14 protein-coding genes and 1 CRISPR repeat array are annotated in these 17,962 nt (G+C 30.0%); of the genes, 10 read left to right on the top strand and 4 right to left on the bottom strand.

Going from position 1 to position 17,962, the window contains the following annotated elements:
- Positions 1-114: 114 nt before the first annotated feature.
- The 5 genes from J3359_RS06360 to J3359_RS06340 all read left to right on the top strand — a co-directional run bounded on the left by J3359_RS06360 (position 115) and on the right by J3359_RS06340 (position 5,559).
- Positions 115-861: an electron transfer flavoprotein subunit beta/FixA family protein gene (locus tag J3359_RS06360; RefSeq protein WP_208079883.1), complete on the top strand. Its 747-nt coding sequence runs from the start codon at positions 115-117 to the stop codon at positions 859-861.
- Positions 862-1,106: 245 nt separating this feature from the next.
- Positions 1,107-2,069 (top strand): electron transfer flavoprotein subunit alpha/FixB family protein, encoded by a 963-nt coding sequence (locus tag J3359_RS06355; protein WP_208079882.1) that lies wholly within the window; start codon positions 1,107-1,109, stop codon positions 2,067-2,069.
- Between the two features lie 414 nt (positions 2,070-2,483).
- A complete protein-coding gene (locus J3359_RS06350) occupies positions 2,484-3,098 on the top strand; it encodes a bifunctional nuclease family protein (protein ID WP_208079881.1) in 615 nt (204 codons plus the stop codon).
- 12 nt (positions 3,099-3,110) lie between these two features.
- Positions 3,111-4,538, top strand: a complete 1,428-nt coding sequence (locus J3359_RS06345; RefSeq protein ID WP_208079880.1) for a NupC/NupG family nucleoside CNT transporter — start codon at positions 3,111-3,113, stop codon at positions 4,536-4,538.
- Between the two features lie 196 nt (positions 4,539-4,734).
- Positions 4,735-5,559: a thymidylate synthase gene (locus J3359_RS06340; protein ID WP_208079879.1), complete on the top strand. Its 825-nt coding sequence runs from the start codon at positions 4,735-4,737 to the stop codon at positions 5,557-5,559.
- Between the two features lie 66 nt (positions 5,560-5,625).
- Here the strand turns inward: J3359_RS06340 and J3359_RS06335 are convergent, their stop codons facing one another.
- The gene (locus tag J3359_RS06335) at positions 5,626-5,922 is read right to left on the bottom strand and encodes an isoamylase early set domain-containing protein (RefSeq protein WP_208079878.1); all 297 of its coding nucleotides are present in this window, start codon (positions 5,920-5,922) and stop codon (positions 5,626-5,628) included.
- A gap of 303 nt (positions 5,923-6,225) precedes the next feature.
- Here J3359_RS06335 and J3359_RS06330 point away from each other — a divergent pair, with 303 nt between their 5' ends.
- Entirely contained in the window at positions 6,226-6,714 is a 489-nt protein-coding gene (locus tag J3359_RS06330; RefSeq protein WP_208079877.1) for a dihydrofolate reductase, read from the top strand.
- 272 nt (positions 6,715-6,986) lie between these two features.
- Here the strand turns inward: J3359_RS06330 and J3359_RS06325 are convergent, their stop codons facing one another.
- Positions 6,987-8,234, bottom strand: coding sequence for a transposase (locus J3359_RS06325; RefSeq protein WP_496559661.1), 1,248 nt, complete (start codon positions 8,232-8,234; stop codon positions 6,987-6,989).
- 231 nt (positions 8,235-8,465) lie between these two features.
- Entirely contained in the window at positions 8,466-8,900 is a 435-nt protein-coding gene (locus tag J3359_RS06320) for a DUF6146 family protein (protein WP_208079876.1), read from the bottom strand.
- A 100-nt stretch (positions 8,901-9,000) separates the two neighbouring features.
- Here J3359_RS06320 and J3359_RS06315 point away from each other — a divergent pair, with 100 nt between their 5' ends.
- Together J3359_RS06315 and J3359_RS06310 are read left to right on the top strand one after the other, a co-directional pair.
- Positions 9,001-9,558 (top strand): DNA-3-methyladenine glycosylase I, encoded by a 558-nt coding sequence (locus J3359_RS06315; protein ID WP_208079875.1) that lies wholly within the window; start codon positions 9,001-9,003, stop codon positions 9,556-9,558.
- Positions 9,558-10,313, top strand: a complete 756-nt coding sequence (locus tag J3359_RS06310; protein WP_208079874.1) for a hypothetical protein — start codon at positions 9,558-9,560, stop codon at positions 10,311-10,313. Before J3359_RS06315 ends, J3359_RS06310 begins: the two co-directional genes overlap by 1 nt.
- Before the next feature lie 75 nt (positions 10,314-10,388).
- Here the strand turns inward: J3359_RS06310 and J3359_RS06305 are convergent, their stop codons facing one another.
- The gene (locus J3359_RS06305; protein ID WP_208079873.1) at positions 10,389-10,595 is read right to left on the bottom strand and encodes a hypothetical protein; all 207 of its coding nucleotides are present in this window, start codon (positions 10,593-10,595) and stop codon (positions 10,389-10,391) included.
- 122 nt (positions 10,596-10,717) lie between these two features.
- On the opposite strand from J3359_RS06305, the gene J3359_RS06300 reads away from it, so the two are divergent.
- Together J3359_RS06300 and J3359_RS06295 are read left to right on the top strand one after the other, a co-directional pair.
- Positions 10,718-11,395 (top strand): SDR family NAD(P)-dependent oxidoreductase, encoded by a 678-nt coding sequence (locus J3359_RS06300; protein WP_208079872.1) that lies wholly within the window; start codon positions 10,718-10,720, stop codon positions 11,393-11,395.
- Between the two features lie 111 nt (positions 11,396-11,506).
- Positions 11,507-11,893, top strand: coding sequence for a pyrophosphohydrolase domain-containing protein (locus tag J3359_RS06295; protein WP_208079871.1), 387 nt, complete (start codon positions 11,507-11,509; stop codon positions 11,891-11,893).
- Positions 11,894-12,078: 185 nt separating this feature from the next.
- Positions 12,079-17,897: a CRISPR direct-repeat array (repeat unit 46 nt; unit sequence CTTGTGAATTCTCACGTAAAAATACAATTTGAAATCAATTCACAAC).
- Positions 17,898-17,962: the final 65 nt, after the last annotated feature.

The following is a 17,962-nucleotide window of genomic DNA, read 5'->3' as shown; positions in this document are numbered from 1 at the left end:
TTCTCAATCGTTTTCGAAAACTGTTAAATAATTTAAAAAATACTATGCACGCATAGTATTTTAAAAAAAAAAGCGTAATTTCGTTCTCGGTAATAAAATAAAAAACGAGAATTTATGAAAATATTGGTATGTATTAGTCATGTGCCTGATACCACTTCAAAAATTAATTTTACAAATAATAATGAAGATTTCGATACGAATGGAGTTCAGTTTGTAATTAATCCTTATGATGAATTTTGTTTAACAAGAGCAATGTGGTTTAAAGAAAAACAAGGAGCAACAGTAACTGTTATAAATGTAGGAGAAGCAAACACAGAGTCTACCTTAAGAAAAGCATTGGCGATTGGGGCAGATAACGCAATTCGTGTAAATGTAAACCCAACAGATGGTTTTTTAGTTGCGAAAGAATTAGCAGCAATCGTAAAAGACGGAGGTTATGATATTGTTTTAGCAGGAAAAGAATCTGCAGATTATAATGGACAAATGGTACCAGGAATGTTGGCTTCGTTAATCGATTTTAATTTTATAAACGGTTGTGTTGGTTTAGAAGTAGAAGGAGATAATGTAACTGCTGTTAGAGAAATTGATGGTGGAAACGAAACAGTTGCAACCAATTTACCAATTGTTATTGGCGGACAAAAAGGAATTGTAGAGGAGAAAGATTTACGCATCCCAAATATGCGTGGAATTATGATGGCTCGTAAAAAACCTTTACAAGTGGTTGAAGCAACTGGTGCAGATGCGAAAACAATTGCACAATCTTTCGAAAAACCAGCACCAAAAGGAGCAGTTAAATTAGTAGATGCAGATAATTTAGACGAGTTAATTAACTTACTTCATAACGAAGCTAAAGTGATTTAATTTTTCTCAAAAATTAAATCACCCTAAACTCGTTTCAGTATCCAATCTTAAAGATGAAAAATTAGATTATTCTGAACTTATTTTCAGAATTAAAAAAAAACATCAGAAAATAATAATAAGATTCTGAAACAAGTTCAGTATAAAAAAATAAAAAATAACGTGTGTTAATTAAAGTGTCTGAATTCTAATGTATTAAGAATAGTTATCTCACAATTAAATAATTACACATTAAAACAATACAAAATATGTCAGTTTTAGTTTTTGCCGATTCAACAGACGGAAAATTTAAGAAAACAGCTTTCGAAGTAGTTTCTTACGGAAAAAAAGTAGCAGAACAATTAAGTAGCAACTTGGTTGTTTTAACAATAAATGCAAACGATGTTTCGCAACTATATACCTATGGAGCAGAAAAAGTATTAACAGTTTCTAGCGATAATTTATCAACATTTAATGCAAAAGGATACGCTTCAGCAATAAAACAAGCAGCAGAAGCAACCGATGCAAATGTTGTAATTGTAGATTCTAGTATCGATGGTTTATATGTAGCGCCTTTAGTGGCAGTTGCTTTAGAAGCTGGTTATGCTTCTAACGTAGTTGCAGCGCCTTTAAGTACAGCACCATTTACAGTAAAAAGAAAAGCATTTTCGAACAAAGCGTTTGCAAATACTACGATTTCTACTGAAAACAAGGTAGTAGGAGTTGCTAAAAACTCATTTGGAATTCACGAAAACCCAGTCTCTGGAACTTCAGAAAATTTTAATGTAAACATTTCTGATGCAGATTTAGCAGTAAAATCAGAAAAAATAGATAAAGTAACAGGAAAAGTAACCATTGCAGATGCAGATATTGTTGTTTCTGCAGGAAGAGGTTTAAAAGGTCCAGAAAACTGGGGAATGGTTGAAGAATTAGCAGAAGTCTTAGGCGCTGCAACAGCTTGTTCTAAACCAGTTTCCGATTTAGGTTGGAGACCACATTCAGAGCATGTTGGGCAAACAGGAAAACCAGTAGCTTCGAACTTGTATATCGCGATTGGAATTTCAGGTGCCATTCAACATTTGGCAGGAATAAATGCTTCAAAAGTAAAGTTAGTAATCAACACAGATCCAGAAGCCCCATTTTTTAAAGCAGCAGATTATGGCGTTGTTGGAGACGCTTTTGAGGTGGTTCCAAAATTGATTGAAAAATTGAAAGCTTTTAAAGCTTCGTAGTTCGATAATTATTTTTTGGGCGTGCCCAAATTATTTTAATATAGAGTTTTAAAAAACGAATCAGAATATAAATTTGGTTCGTTTTTTGTATATACATCAGTAAAAGTTAAAAATAATTTCGTCAGGCTTTCAGCACTCGCTTTTTATTTTGTTTCATTTCAATCAACAAAATAAAAGAGCTCAAACAAATGCTTCAATCCTTCACGCGAACCTTAGTTAACATAAAATAATAAATTCAGAAAAAATAACCATTTTCACTCTATATTTTTTAGTAAATTGTGCCACGCAAAAAAGATGTTTATTTATTAAAAAAGTAAATAGCTAATATCTTAAGAACCCTTAAAGGGTTTAAAACTCTTTAAGGGTTGACAAATAGTAAATTAAAAGAAAAAATCTTTTTTGCAAAAAAAAAATATGAGTTTAATAAAATTAACGATAAAAGGAATTTCTTACAGTCAAACTCAAAGTGGAGCTTATGCTTTAGTTTTAAGTGAAATGGAAGGAACAAGAACATTACCAATAATAATTGGAGCATTTGAAGCACAATCTATTGCCATCGCTTTAGAAAAAGAAATTCGACCACCAAGACCATTAACACACGATTTATTCAAAACATTTTCCGATCGGTTTTTAATTACCATTAAAGAAGTAATTATTCATAAATTGGTAGATGGCGTCTTCTTTTCCAGTTTGATTTGCGAAAGAGAAGGAGTAGAAGAAGCAATAGATACAAGAACATCAGATGCAATTGCAATCGCAGTTCGTTTTCAAGCACCAATTTATACATACGAAAATATTTTAGACAAGGCAGGAGTTTATCTAAAAATAGAAGAAGAGTTGGCGATTAACGAAACTACAGATATCGAAAGCAATACAATAGATATCGAAGATTTAGAATCGAACACTGTAAAAAGTAACTTTTCAAATTTATCGATTCCCGAATTAAACGAGCAACTAAATAAAGCTGTAGAAGACGAAAATTACGAATTAGCAGCTAAAATTAGAGATGAAATTAGCAAACGCTCATAATCTAAAAACTGCATGAAAAAATTATTAGTTGCCTTGTTTTGTTTCTTGTCTGTAAATGTGTTTTCACAAACAGCAGATCCACTTGCTAAAGGAATTATCGAAAGCGAAGGTTTTACGTTTAGTAGCCTTTGGCGAGGTGTTTTAGGAATGTTTGTTTTAATCGTAGTTTCATTCTTATTTAGCTCCAATAAAAAAGCAATTGATTGGAAAAAAGTTGGAATTGGATTAGCACTTCAATTAATAATTGCAATTGGAGTTTTAAAAGTAAAATTTATACAAGTAATTTTCGATTTTGTAGGAAGTATTTTTATAGAAATATTAGAATATACCAAAGCAGGAAGTAAGTTCCTATTCGCAGGTATGGTTGGCGATATGAATACTTTTGGGTACATTTTTGCTTTTCAGGTATTGCCAACAATTATTTTCTTTTCTGCATTAACATCTTTACTCTTTTATTTAGGTGTTATTCAAAAAATAGTAAAAGTATTGGCGAAAGTTTTGTCTAAATTCTTAGGAATTTCTGGAATGGAAAGCCTGTCTGTTGCAGGAAATATTTTCTTAGGACAAACAGAAGCACCACTTTTAATAAAAGCGTATTTAGAAAAGATGAATAAATCTGAAATGCTTTTAGTAATGATTGGTGGAATGGCAACTGTTGCTGGTGCAGTTTTAGCAGCATATATTGGGTTCTTAGGTGGAGGAGATAAAGAATTAGAACTTATTTTTGCGAAACATTTATTGGCAGCTTCTGTAATGGCGGCTCCAGGTGCGATTGTAATTTCTAAAATATTGTATCCACAAACAGAAAAGGTAAATACAGATGTAACTGTTTCACAAGAAAAAATAGGTTCTAACGTTTTAGATGCCATTGCAAACGGAACAACAGAAGGTTTACGATTGGCAGTAAATGTGGGAGCAATGTTGTTAGTTTTTGTTGCTATTATTGCAATGATAAACGGAATTTTAGGTGGTATTGGGAGTTTTAACGGAATCGAATATTTTAGTTGGAATTTTACTTCTTTAAACGAAATTATCGCAGCAAACTCCTCTTACAAAGCATTGTCTTTAGAATTTATTTTAGGAACTATTTTTGCACCACTAATGTGGTTAATTGGAGTAAATTCAGCAGATGTTTCAATGATGGGCCAATTGTTAGGAATCAAACTAGCTGCCAGTGAATTTGTTGGATATATCCAATTAGCAGAATTAAAAAATGTTGCAAATGTAGTACACTTAAATTACGAGAAATCTGTAATTATGGCGACTTACATGTTGTGTGGTTTTGCGAATTTTGCCTCTATTGGAATACAAATTGGAGGAATTGGTTCTTTAGCTCCAGGACAACGAAAAACATTATCAGAATTTGGCATAAAAGCCTTAATTGGAGGAACCATTGCTTCTTTAATGTCTGCAACAATTGCAGGAATGATTATTGGGTAAAAAGAAGCTCCTTTGTCCAAAAGGACATTTCCCAAAGGAGAAAATTTAGCTAGTTTGTAAATACTTTTAAATAGTTAATAAACTATTAATAAAAATTTCACTTTATTAATTAAAATAATTTTATCATTCTTAATTTTACAGACAATATCTAATACAAGAGTATTTCTTCCCTTTGGGAAGATTAAGATGGGCCTATATGAAACAATACCACGATTTAGTAAAACACGTTTTAGAGAACGGAAACGAAAAAGGAGATAGAACAGGAACTGGAACAAAGAGTGTTTTTGGACATCAAATGCGTTTCGATTTAAGCGAGGGTTTTCCAATGGTTACCACAAAGAAATTACACTTAAAATCGATTGTTTACGAATTACTTTGGTTTATTAAAGGAGATACAAATATTAAGTATTTGCAAGAAAATGGTGTTAGAATTTGGAATGAATGGGCAGACGAAAATGGCGATTTAGGACCAGTTTACGGACATCAATGGCGTAATTGGAATAGCGATGATATCGATCAATTAAAAGAAGTAATTTCAACATTAAAAAAGAATCCGAATTCGAGAAGAATGTTAGTTTCTGCTTGGAATCCTTCTGTTTTACCAGATACTTCTGTTTCATTTTCAGAAAATGTAAAAAAAGGAAAAGCAGCATTACCTCCTTGCCATGCATTTTTTCAATTTTATGTAGCAGATGGTAAATTATCTTGTCAGTTATATCAAAGAAGTGCAGATATCTTTTTAGGAGTTCCTTTTAACATTGCTAGTTATGCATTATTTACAATGATGATGGCACAAGTTTGTGGTTATAAAGCAGGAGAATTTATCCATACTTTTGGCGACGCTCATATTTACAACAATCATATAGAACAGTTAGAATTACAATTATCCAGAGAAATTAGAGCTTTACCAAAAATGAAAATTAATCCAGAAATAACAAGCATTTTCGATTTCGATTTCGAAGATTTTGAGTTGATAGATTATAACCCTCATCCTCATATTAAAGGAAAAGTTGCAATATAATTACAATAAAAAAAAGAGTTCTCATTAATTAATGAGAGCTCTTTTTATTTTTTATAAGAAATTCTGTTATAGTTTTATAACACAGTTTTCTGCGCCAGCATAATCGTTCCAAGCGAAAGCATCTGCTTCTGCTTCGTTTACGAATTTACCATCTACTAAATATCTAAACTCGTAAGAATTGCCTGTTTCTAAATTAACAGTTCCTTTAAAAGAACCATTTTTTAATTTTTTTAAAGGAGTAGATGCTGCATTCCAATCGTTAAAACTACCAACTACTGCTACATTATATGCATTTTCAGAGGGTACTGTAAAAGTTACTTTACAAACTGGTTTGTTTTTTAAAAATTGTTTTTTAATAGCCATAATATTTTGTTTTCAAAATTTTTGGTAAATTTATAGAACAATTATCAGTCTTCAAACAATATAGTATTGAAAACGAAAGAATTATCGTTTTAATAATATGAAACACTATAACAAAGCTAATTATAAATAAACAGTGTAAATAATTACTATATGTTTAAAAATGATTAACATTTTCTTTTACCTGATTTTCATGTATTTTACCTCGAAAACGGTTTCGTAAATTGTTGTTTATGAACAAAAACTCTTAAAAGCTATAAATCTCTAACCATTTCTATTATTTTTGTTGAAAATTGATTTTACTTTATGATTACAATAATTGCTGCTATTGCTAAAAATAATGCTTTAGGGAAAAACAACGATTTAATTTGGCATTTACCTGCAGATTTAAAGAGATTTAAAAAGGTTACTACTGGTCATCATATTTTAATGGGTAGAAATACATTTGAGTCAATTGGAAAACCATTGCCAAATCGTACTACAATTATTATTACCAGAAATAATAATTATTTTAAAGATGGTTGTTTTGTAGCAAATAGCATTGAAGAGGCTATTGAATTAGCAAAAGACGATTCTGAAATTTATATTATTGGAGGTGCACAAATCTATAAACAAGCAATTGCAAATAACTTAGTAGATCAATTAGATATAACTTTGGTACATCACGAATTTAAAGCAGATGTTTATTTTCCAGAAATAGACCCAAAAGTTTGGAAAGAAGTTTCAAGAGAAGATTTTAAAGCCGATGACAAAAACAAATACGACTATAGCTTTGTGAGTTATCAGAAGGTTTAATAAATTAGTTTCTTAGTTTATGATTTTCAGTATTTTATGCAGGTCGTTTAAGGTTTTTTCTCTTTAAAATTTGTGCATTCGCAGTATCAGTTTTATTTTTTAAGGCACATTCAGAAAATAGGTTATTTTTAAAAATGCAGCTAAAATTGCGGGCAGAATTATTTAAATTCTACCCTCAATTTTTGTTTTAAAGCTGTTTTAAGTGTTCAGTTTCTTAAAAACTTCCCAACAAGACATACCTCTCCCATAAAACTATATTCAATGCTTCAAATTTAGACTACTTGTTGTGCTGTTTTAGCTATTTTTCTTCGGCCAATTTCAAGAGCATTCCCTGTGTGTATTCCAAAGAATATCCATAGAATTTCATTCTTTTTAGTTTTGGCTTTTATTTTTCGTAAGTGATAATATTCTTTATCCTTTCCAAAAGAACCTTCTAATCTTGTAGCTCTTTCTTTTGCGATAATAGCTCTAAGTTGCTTTTTTTCTTTATGATTTTTCGGCTTTTTTCCCTTGGGGATAAAGTCTGTTTCTATGTTCTTAGAACTACAGTGTTTTCTATTTTTATTGGTGGCATAAATTTTATCTGCTCCAGCTATTTTTACTTTTTTTCGAGTTAATCCTTGTGCTTTTTGGACTGTTTGAATAAAACGATTTCCTTCATGAAATGCATTAAAGTTAATATGTTCGATAAAGCTAATTCCATCAATTTGAACTTTGTTAACTTTTGCTCCAAATTCAACAGGTTTTACTTCCTTTCCTCGAACAATAGGACGAATATAATCCTTTTGAATGCTTACAATTCTATCTTTGATTTTTTCTCCTGTATCAAAATGATCTTTTTGTTGTTTGTAAATCCTTTGAATTGTATTTATTCGCTTATAATACAAAGCTATAAACTCAATATTGTGATTTTCTGACAACTCTTTTTCAAAGTTGATAAATTTACTTAACAGATTGAGTAAACCTCGGGTTAATGAAATACGTTTCGACTTGGTTTTTCTTCGCATTTTACTAAATCCTTGATAACGTTTTTTCCACTTGATATATTTACTTCTAATCATTTTAACCCCTAATATAGAGCAGGTTTTACGTAATTGATTGTACAACCAATGAACCGACTCCCAAAGTAATTTTTGGATGCTAGGGTAACGAACTTCACTTTCATAACAAGTAGCATCCATTACAATTTGATTGGGGTTTTCAATTTCGTTTTTCCAAGAGTTGAATAGAATTTTTTCTATGGAATTAATATCGAGTTTCTCTGCTAATTCACAACGTATTTGGCTCACTATTTTATAGTTTGTTAAGCGTTCAAAACCTAGTTCTATATCACAGAAAAATTGATAGTCTAAATTCGAGTTTAGTTGCTCAATCAATTTTCTATCTGAACAATTAGCATAATGTTTTAAAAACATTAAACCTAGTCTTCCTTTAGGACTAAAAAGATAGTTTCTCCCTTTTGATTGTTCAGAAATACCAAAAGAGCTAACTAAATCATTCCAAGGAATTGCAGAGTAGATTTTACCTAAATCTCCCTCTAAAAATCGCGCATAATGAGCATCATAATTCTCGCTGAGGGGAAAAAATTGAAATGCGGTGTTGCATTTCAGAAATTCTTCGTACTTTCATAATTGTCGAAATTAAAACCCCGTTTTTTGCCTATATTGGCCATTTTCGGGGTTTATTATAGCTACAAAATACAACAAATCCCTCGTAAAAACAAGGGATTCGTTGTTTTATGAAAGCGCCTTTTAATTAATTCTGCCAGACCGAAAACCACCACCTAAATTCATCTTATACTTTCTTTGTGCGAATAAAAAATAGTTAAAAAGTTTGTAATTTACTTCATAGCCATAATTTATATTTGGCTGATAATCAATAATGTTTTCGTAAATATTATTATTAAAACGTGATGGGTTTTGCGCTCTAATATTCCAAGTGGTAACCCAAACTCTATTTCTAGCTTCTAAATATTGTTGTGTATAAAAACCTTCTGGTTGCGCAACAGAATTTAGGAATAAATTAAAACCAGGATCTATAATTATAATTTCGTATTCTAAACTATCATTGGCAATTACCACAGGTTGTTCTTCTTGGGTATCTTGTTTTTTTATTGGAGAAGAACCACAAGCCCAAAAGCAGCAGGAAAAGATGGTTAACAATAAAGTGTATTTTAAAACTTTCATAATCAGGATGTTTTAGGATAGTAAAGTTGCAAAAATTATTCCAAAATACGTTGATTTTTAATTCATTTAACACTAATTTTCGCTTTTAAAAATAGAGAAGATGAAAAATAGGTGTTTTTGGGTTACAGACAGCGAATTGTATAAAGATTATCATGATAAAGAGTGGGGAACACCCGTTTTTGATGACGCAACTTTGTTCGAATTTTTAATTTTAGAAACTTTTCAGGCGGGTTTAAGTTGGATTACCATTTTAAATAAAAGAGAAAATTTTAAAAAAGCATTCGATAATTTCGACTATCAAAAAATCGCAAAATATCCCGAAAGCAAATACGAATCTCTTTTGCAAGATGCAGGAATCATCAGAAATAAATTAAAAATAAGAAGTGCCATTACAAACGCACAATTATTTATGGAAGTGCAAAAAGAATTTGGCTCGTTTTCTAAATTTATTTGGAGTTATGTAGATGGAAAACCAATTATTAATAAATTTAATAAAAAAGAAGAAGTTCCTGCAACAACACCTTTGTCGGATAAAATTTCGAAAGATTTAAAAAAACGAGGCTTTAAATTTGTTGGTTCTACAGTTATGTATGCATATATGCAAGCTGTTGGAATGGTAAACGACCACACAACAGATTGTTTTAAATATCCTAATTAATGAAAATAGTATACGTTCCAAAACCCGATTTACAAAAAATCATTTCAATTTTTAATAGAGAAATTGGGCGCTTTGTTATTTTTGTTTTTGTCTTATTTTTTGATAGTATTTGGTTTGCAGAAAATGTAACCAGTTCGCAAATCCTTATTAATATTCTAATGATTGCTGGTTTTCTTAAAATGTATTTAAGATCTACACCCAGAGTAAAAGAATTAATGATTTATGCTGTTATTATTGGTTTTGGTGGAGAATATTTATTTTCCAGAGGTTTAGATATGTACACTTACAGGTTAGAAAATGTGCCTTTTTATGTTCCTTTAGGACATGCTGCTTTATATGGACGAATTTTTATGTTTAGTAAAGCCTCTGTAGTTCGAAAACACCATAAAGCAGTGGAACAATTGTTTGGTGTTTTTATAGCTTTATTTGCCACAATTTATTTAATTTTCTTTACAGATGTTTTTGGTTTTGTAATGACCATTTTCGTTTTTCTTTTACTTTGGAAAAGACCCAAAGATCGCTTGTTTTTCTTTTCGATGTATATTTTAGTCGCAATTTTAGAAATAGGAGGAACAGCTTTTGGAGCATGGAAATGGCCTAACATAGCATTTGGAGTGTTCGATTTTTTACCAAGTAACAATCCACCAAGTGGAATTAGTTTGTTTTATTTTTTGTTAGATGTAACTTGCTTTTTTATCTATAAAGGAAGACATAAAATTGCGTGGAAACGTTTAAAGAGAATAAAAAATGATTAGTTATGACGATTCGAGCATAGTCGAGAACTCTTTACTAATACAAATTAGTTCTGCAACTAACCTAAAATAAAGGGTTTAATTTCCAGCTAAAAGACGAATCATAACAAAAATCACTATAATTAAACCACCATAAATTAGTACTTTTTTACCCGCATTTTTATAGTAACGTTCGTGGTTTTTAATATCTTTTCTGTAGCTATAAATCATTAAAGCGATAAATGCTAAAACGAAAAAAATAATAAAAATAATTCTACCTGTTGTAAAATATGCGCTTAAAAACATAACTTAATTCTTTATATCTTCTTGATTAATAGATAAAAATCTACCTTAATTTTTGATAAAGTTTCTATATATTGTCTATCTAAAAATCAGTAAAATCTCGATTTTACAAAATTACAAATTAAATGAAGAATGTCATCGTTTTTGGAGCAACTTCAGGAATAGGAAAAAGGTTAACCGAACTTTTGGTGAAAGACGGGTACAAAGTAGCCATTACAGAAAGAAGATTAGAGAAATTGATGGAAGTGAAAAATCAATTTCCAAATCATATTTTAGTAAAACAAAACGACATTCAAGAAGTAGATACTGTAGAGATTGTTTTCAACGAAATTGTTGCTGAATTTAAAACGATAGATTTGGTGGTGCAATCTTCTGAAGTTGCATATATAAACCCAAAATTAGAATGGACTAAAGAGAAGCAAAGCATAAACACCAATGTTTTAGGCGTTACAAAGTTGTATATTTTAGTATATAATTTATTTAAAAAACAACAATTTGGGCATTTAGTTGGAGTTTCGTCCATAGCATCTATAAGAGGAAATCGATCTGCACCTGTTTATTTTGCTTCAAAAGCCTATCAAAAAGCATATTTAGAAAGTTTATATATTAAGACGAAAACGATAAAATCTAAAAAAGTTTTTATCACGAAAATAAGACCAGAATTTTTAGATACAACCATGGCCTTGGCAGGCGATCTTTTTTGGTTGGTTCCATTAGAAAAAGCAACTAATCAAATTTATACAGTTATAAAAAATAAAAAACGAGTTTCTTACGTTTCCAAACGTTGGAGATTGGTGGCTTAGATTTTAAAAATTGCTCCATCTTGGTTGTTAAAGAAAGTGTTGTAATACCAAGTGATACTTTACTAAAGAAATAACTTACTTATAACAAATAAAAAATAAATAACATATATAATGAAAAATAAAATAGCAGCAATTCATGCATTTCACACGGCTTTTAAATTGAATATCCAAGATACAGCAACTGTAAATATTTCTGACGAAAGAAAAAAATTACGTTTCGAATTGATGAAGGAAGAGAACGAAGAATATTTAGAGGCAGCACAAAATAATGATTTAGTAGAAGTTGCAGATGCTTTGGGAGATATGTTATATATTTTATGTGGAACGATTATAGAACATGGAATGCAAGATAAAATAGAAGAGATTTTTAATGAAATACAACGTTCTAATATGAGTAAATTGGGCAAAGATGGAAAGCCAATCTATAGAGAAGATGGTAAAGTTTTAAAAGGTCCAAATTACTTTAAACCAAATATTAAAGAGATTTTGGATAGATAGGTTTTTAGGGTTTTATTTTTTTCATTAACTGGTAAGTTAAAATTCCATTTTTAAAATCTACAAATTGTCAAAATAGAAATAAAAAAAACATTAGATTTATCACAAATTCTATATAGTCATAGAATTTTATAAGTTCTAAAAAGGAATCCCAAAGTATTGGTTTTACTCAATATTTTGGGATTGACCTTGTGAATTCTCACGTAAAAATACAATTTGAAATCAATTCACAACACATAAAACACCACCCACTAACATCTGAATCTTGTGAATTCTCACGTAAAAATACAATTTGAAATCAATTCACAACTGGTTCTACCTTATCTGATAGAACTGCATTCTTGTGAATTCTCACGTAAAAATACAATTTGAAATCAATTCACAACTAATGCAGTAAAACATATTGGTTCACCTAACTTGTGAATTCTCACGTAAAAATACAATTTGAAATCAATTCACAACGTAATAGCCGCTTTACAAACCACTTGTTCACTTGTGAATTCTCACGTAAAAATACAATTTGAAATCAATTCACAACTATTTGGAATTTACCAAAATCTACAGATGACTTGTGAATTCTCACGTAAAAATACAATTTGAAATCAATTCACAACTAAATCATTTGGTAATATTTAAAGATTCTACTTGTGAATTCTCACGTAAAAATACAATTTGAAATCAATTCACAACGGCTGTTTTTTTAGATAACTGTTCTAAAATCTTGTGAATTCTCACGTAAAAATACAATTTGAAATCAATTCACAACGATAGCTACAAAGTAGAACATTTTAAGAAGCTTGTGAATTCTCACGTAAAAATACAATTTGAAATCAATTCACAACACTCCCTTCACTTATAAATCATCATCAAATCTTGTGAATTCTCACGTAAAAATACAATTTGAAATCAATTCACAACCACGCCAGTGTATTTGATGCAGGTGCATTACTTGTGAATTCTCACGTAAAAATACAATTTGAAATCAATTCACAACAATCAATTTATGAGCCATCCAAAAATTGTCTTGTGAATTCTCACGTAAAAATACAATTTGAAATCAATTCACAACGTAACTCTTACAACACATAAGCAATCACCACTTGTGAATTCTCACGTAAAAATACAATTTGAAATCAATTCACAACAGTTTCATTAGTTGGATTGATTATTTTGTACTTGTGAATTCTCACGTAAAAATACAATTTGAAATCAATTCACAACTGGTAATAAATTAAGCTATTGTTAAATTATCTTGTGAATTCTCACGTAAAAATACAATTTGAAATCAATTCACAACACTTATGATGAAACTATTAAATCCTACACACTTGTGAATTCTCACGTAAAAATACAATTTGAAATCAATTCACAACACACGTGAATCATTACTTAAACGAATCATTCTTGTGAATTCTCACGTAAAAATACAATTTGAAATCAATTCACAACATGTATTTGAAACATTAATATTTAGTTTTTCTTGTGAATTCTCACGTAAAAATACAATTTGAAATCAATTCACAACACGGTTGCTGTAGATGCTACATTTGTTATTCTTGTGAATTCTCACGTAAAAATACAATTTGAAATCAATTCACAACGTGATATATTCTATTGTATCTTTAATTATGCTTGTGAATTCTCACGTAAAAATACAATTTGAAATCAATTCACAACAGAATTATAATGTTTAATTGCTTTTTCTAACTTGTGAATTCTCACGTAAAAATACAATTTGAAATCAATTCACAACGATATTGCAGCCATAGCGCCAGATACGCCTCTTGTGAATTCTCACGTAAAAATACAATTTGAAATCAATTCACAACGTTGGTAAAATGAAGCGAAAGAATTGAGCGCTTGTGAATTCTCACGTAAAAATACAATTTGAAATCAATTCACAACAAAACTGTGTTAAATAAGTGTCTTTTTGAACTTGTGAATTCTCACGTAAAAATACAATTTGAAATCAATTCACAACTTTACTCATATTATGTATTTAGGTTTAGTACTTGTGAATTCTCACGTAAAAATACAATTTGAAATCAATTCACAACATAGACAGCCATATCGAACCGATTAGAGGACTTGTGAATTCTCACGTAAAAATACAATTTGAAATCAATTCACAACTAGTAGACCCAACATTAAATAATAGAAACTCTTGTGAATTCTCACGTAAAAATACAATTTGAAATCAATTCACAACAATTAGTTGTATTCGGCATCCATAAAGAACCTTGTGAATTCTCACGTAAAAATACAATTTGAAATCAATTCACAACCAAGTTTTATTAAAATGGTTTTTCCAACACCTTGTGAATTCTCACGTAAAAATACAATTTGAAATCAATTCACAACAAAAATATATCAATGTTTTTCCGGATCAGGCTTGTGAATTCTCACGTAAAAATACAATTTGAAATCAATTCACAACTAATATGGATGCAGTTATTTTATTAGGTTTCTTGTGAATTCTCACGTAAAAATACAATTTGAAATCAATTCACAACAATTTTAATGGAAAGAAATTTGGATACATACTTGTGAATTCTCACGTAAAAATACAATTTGAAATCAATTCACAACACCCTCCGTATTTGTAATAAATTTCTTTACTTGTGAATTCTCACGTAAAAATACAATTTGAAATCAATTCACAACAAAAGCGTTCCATTTCTATTTTTAGCAACACTTGTGAATTCTCACGTAAAAATACAATTTGAAATCAATTCACAACTGAAATGATTGGTAGAAAATTTATAATAGGCTTGTGAATTCTCACGTAAAAATACAATTTGAAATCAATTCACAACTGGTTCTGGTACAGCTTTAATAGCTTGTGACTTGTGAATTCTCACGTAAAAATACAATTTGAAATCAATTCACAACGAAACAAATATGTTAACATTTATTTCTTCTCTTGTGAATTCTCACGTAAAAATACAATTTGAAATCAATTCACAACTTGTACTGGTTACAACACAACAACAAAAACCTTGTGAATTCTCACGTAAAAATACAATTTGAAATCAATTCACAACTACGATAGAATTATTAATTTTAAAGGGCAACTTGTGAATTCTCACGTAAAAATACAATTTGAAATCAATTCACAACAAGTAATGGCTTTCGATGTAAAACACGATGCTTGTGAATTCTCACGTAAAAATACAATTTGAAATCAATTCACAACGAGGATAGCGATGCTCTTAAAAAATCATTTCTTGTGAATTCTCACGTAAAAATACAATTTGAAATCAATTCACAACTAAAATACCTATTCCATTTCAAAGAAAGGTCTTGTGAATTCTCACGTAAAAATACAATTTGAAATCAATTCACAACGGATTATCTCCGTTAAAAAAACAATGTGATCTTGTGAATTCTCACGTAAAAATACAATTTGAAATCAATTCACAACATTTTGTTGTCGTACCAATCGACATCCAATCTTGTGAATTCTCACGTAAAAATACAATTTGAAATCAATTCACAACTGTAGAACGTACACCGTTACCGAGGCCATACTTGTGAATTCTCACGTAAAAATACAATTTGAAATCAATTCACAACATGATGATGGTTATGTTGTTGTTGAATTTTCTTGTGAATTCTCACGTAAAAATACAATTTGAAATCAATTCACAACTGAACCACCATTCATAGAATCTCCCTTGGACTTGTGAATTCTCACGTAAAAATACAATTTGAAATCAATTCACAACACAGTTGCGAATATTAAAAACCAGAAGGTACTTGTGAATTCTCACGTAAAAATACAATTTGAAATCAATTCACAACAAATTAAACAAAGGCGAGGTTTTGAATATTCTTGTGAATTCTCACGTAAAAATACAATTTGAAATCAATTCACAACAATTATGGACTACAACCCAAGACGAAAGTTCTTGTGAATTCTCACGTAAAAATACAATTTGAAATCAATTCACAACGCTTTTATTGTGTAGGTTGACAACGTGGTCCTTGTGAATTCTCACGTAAAAATACAATTTGAAATCAATTCACAACTCTTGTTTGTTTGTTTTATTTTGTTTTACTCTTGTGAATTCTCACGTAAAAATACAATTTGAAATCAATTCACAACTTACGTCGTTAAAGTCTATCGAAAGACTTGCTTGTGAATTCTCACGTAAAAATACAATTTGAAATCAATTCACAACTTTATGCCGCTGCAAATTTCGGTCTTGGTGCTTGTGAATTCTCACGTAAAAATACAATTTGAAATCAATTCACAACACCTATGGGTAGGGAAATATCAAAAGAAGCTTGTGAATTCTCACGTAAAAATACAATTTGAAATCAATTCACAACATGGTTATGCTACAGAAAGTTGGGTAAATGCTTGTGAATTCTCACGTAAAAATACAATTTGAAATCAATTCACAACTCTGCTGGAGTAGATAATTTAGAGTTAGACTTGTGAATTCTCACGTAAAAATACAATTTGAAATCAATTCACAACTGTAGAATTCTTTAGGTTTCCAGCCTTTAGCTTGTGAATTCTCACGTAAAAATACAATTTGAAATCAATTCACAACCATATTGTTTGCATGCATTGCGCCTAATGCCTTGTGAATTCTCACGTAAAAATACAATTTGAAATCAATTCACAACAATCCATTAATAGTCTGGTCGCCAGTAAGCCTTGTGAATTCTCACGTAAAAATACAATTTGAAATCAATTCACAACAATTGGCAGTTGCTACTAAGAAATGGAAAGCTTGTGAATTCTCACGTAAAAATACAATTTGAAATCAATTCACAACAGTTGGAAGTTTTATAAATATAGATAATGTCTTGTGAATTCTCACGTAAAAATACAATTTGAAATCAATTCACAACAATGATAGCACACGGTGTAACTCCAGTTTACTTGTGAATTCTCACGTAAAAATACAATTTGAAATCAATTCACAACAAAAGAGTTGATGCTAATGTAGGTCAGTTTCTTGTGAATTCTCACGTAAAAATACAATTTGAAATCAATTCACAACAGTTAGTTTCATATTCTATTATATTTTTCACTTGTGAATTCTCACGTAAAAATACAATTTGAAATCAATTCACAACTAACAAACCTTTATCTAAATACAATTTTCTCTTGTGAATTCTCACGTAAAAATACAATTTGAAATCAATTCACAACAGTATAGCAGTTATTTATGAACATTCATTACTTGTGAATTCTCACGTAAAAATACAATTTGAAATCAATTCACAACGATGATTTGGTAAATGAGCAATTGAAGTCGCTTGTGAATTCTCACGTAAAAATACAATTTGAAATCAATTCACAACTAGCATTACTGCTATGCCCTGTAATAATAGACTTGTGAATTCTCACGTAAAAATACAATTTGAAATCAATTCACAACAACATATTACGAGTTCATAACCAAAGTATTCTTGTGAATTCTCACGTAAAAATACAATTTGAAATCAATTCACAACAGTCTATGCTATCGCCATTTTTTAAAGTTACTTGTGAATTCTCACGTAAAAATACAATTTGAAATCAATTCACAACAGGTGTGCAATGTTTGTGATAAATGAATTCCTTGTGAATTCTCACGTAAAAATACAATTTGAAATCAATTCACAACGATACAACGATGCTCAATTAATTGAATTTGCTTGTGAATTCTCACGTAAAAATACAATTTGAAATCAATTCACAACAACGTTAGAACCAGTCTTGTAATTTTCGTACTTGTGAATTCTCACGTAAAAATACAATTTGAAATCAATTCACAACGTGAGTAGTAGTAGGTTAAGACTTGCTAAACTTGTGAATTCTCACGTAAAAATACAATTTGAAATCAATTCACAACAATAACAGACCAAGAATTGCACGAAATTGACTTGTGAATTCTCACGTAAAAATACAATTTGAAATCAATTCACAACATAATCATTTAGACAATGGCATTTTAGCCTCTTGTGAATTCTCACGTAAAAATACAATTTGAAATCAATTTACAACCCTAAACCATTATTCCTTTTAGCTTGCTTTTTTGTTTTTTTTAATTTATTTTTGTTTCCTGTAAC

It is taken from the genome of Polaribacter cellanae (genome assembly GCF_017569185.1).
Classification (GTDB): Bacteria; Bacteroidota; Bacteroidia; order Flavobacteriales; family Flavobacteriaceae; genus Polaribacter; species Polaribacter cellanae.
Note: the sequence above shows the minus strand (reverse complement) of the source record. Positions and strands in the feature narration are given on the sequence as shown.

What these genes read in the sequence shown, in the direction of transcription:
- J3359_RS06360 (WP_208079883.1), top strand. Translation starts at nt 115, where the DNA reads ATGAAAATATTGGTATGTATTAGTCATGTGCCTGATACCACTTCAAAA.
- J3359_RS06320 (WP_208079876.1), bottom strand. Translation starts at nt 8,900, where the DNA reads ATGAAAGTTTTAAAATACACTTTATTGTTAACCATCTTTTCCTGCTGC.
- J3359_RS06295 (WP_208079871.1), top strand. Translation starts at nt 11,507, where the DNA reads ATGAAAAATAAAATAGCAGCAATTCATGCATTTCACACGGCTTTTAAA.
- J3359_RS06340 (WP_208079879.1), top strand. Translation starts at nt 4,735, where the DNA reads ATGAAACAATACCACGATTTAGTAAAACACGTTTTAGAGAACGGAAAC.
- J3359_RS06300 (WP_208079872.1), top strand. Translation starts at nt 10,718, where the DNA reads ATGAAGAATGTCATCGTTTTTGGAGCAACTTCAGGAATAGGAAAAAGG.
- J3359_RS06315 (WP_208079875.1), top strand. Translation starts at nt 9,001, where the DNA reads ATGAAAAATAGGTGTTTTTGGGTTACAGACAGCGAATTGTATAAAGAT.
- J3359_RS06335 (WP_208079878.1), bottom strand. Translation starts at nt 5,922, where the DNA reads ATGGCTATTAAAAAACAATTTTTAAAAAACAAACCAGTTTGTAAAGTA.
- J3359_RS06310 (WP_208079874.1), top strand. Translation starts at nt 9,558, where the DNA reads ATGAAAATAGTATACGTTCCAAAACCCGATTTACAAAAAATCATTTCA.
- J3359_RS06350 (WP_208079881.1), top strand. Translation starts at nt 2,484, where the DNA reads ATGAGTTTAATAAAATTAACGATAAAAGGAATTTCTTACAGTCAAACT.
- J3359_RS06345 (WP_208079880.1), top strand. Translation starts at nt 3,111, where the DNA reads ATGAAAAAATTATTAGTTGCCTTGTTTTGTTTCTTGTCTGTAAATGTG.
- J3359_RS06305 (WP_208079873.1), bottom strand. Translation starts at nt 10,595, where the DNA reads ATGTTTTTAAGCGCATATTTTACAACAGGTAGAATTATTTTTATTATT.
- J3359_RS06355 (WP_208079882.1), top strand. Translation starts at nt 1,107, where the DNA reads ATGTCAGTTTTAGTTTTTGCCGATTCAACAGACGGAAAATTTAAGAAA.
- J3359_RS06330 (WP_208079877.1), top strand. Translation starts at nt 6,226, where the DNA reads ATGATTACAATAATTGCTGCTATTGCTAAAAATAATGCTTTAGGGAAA.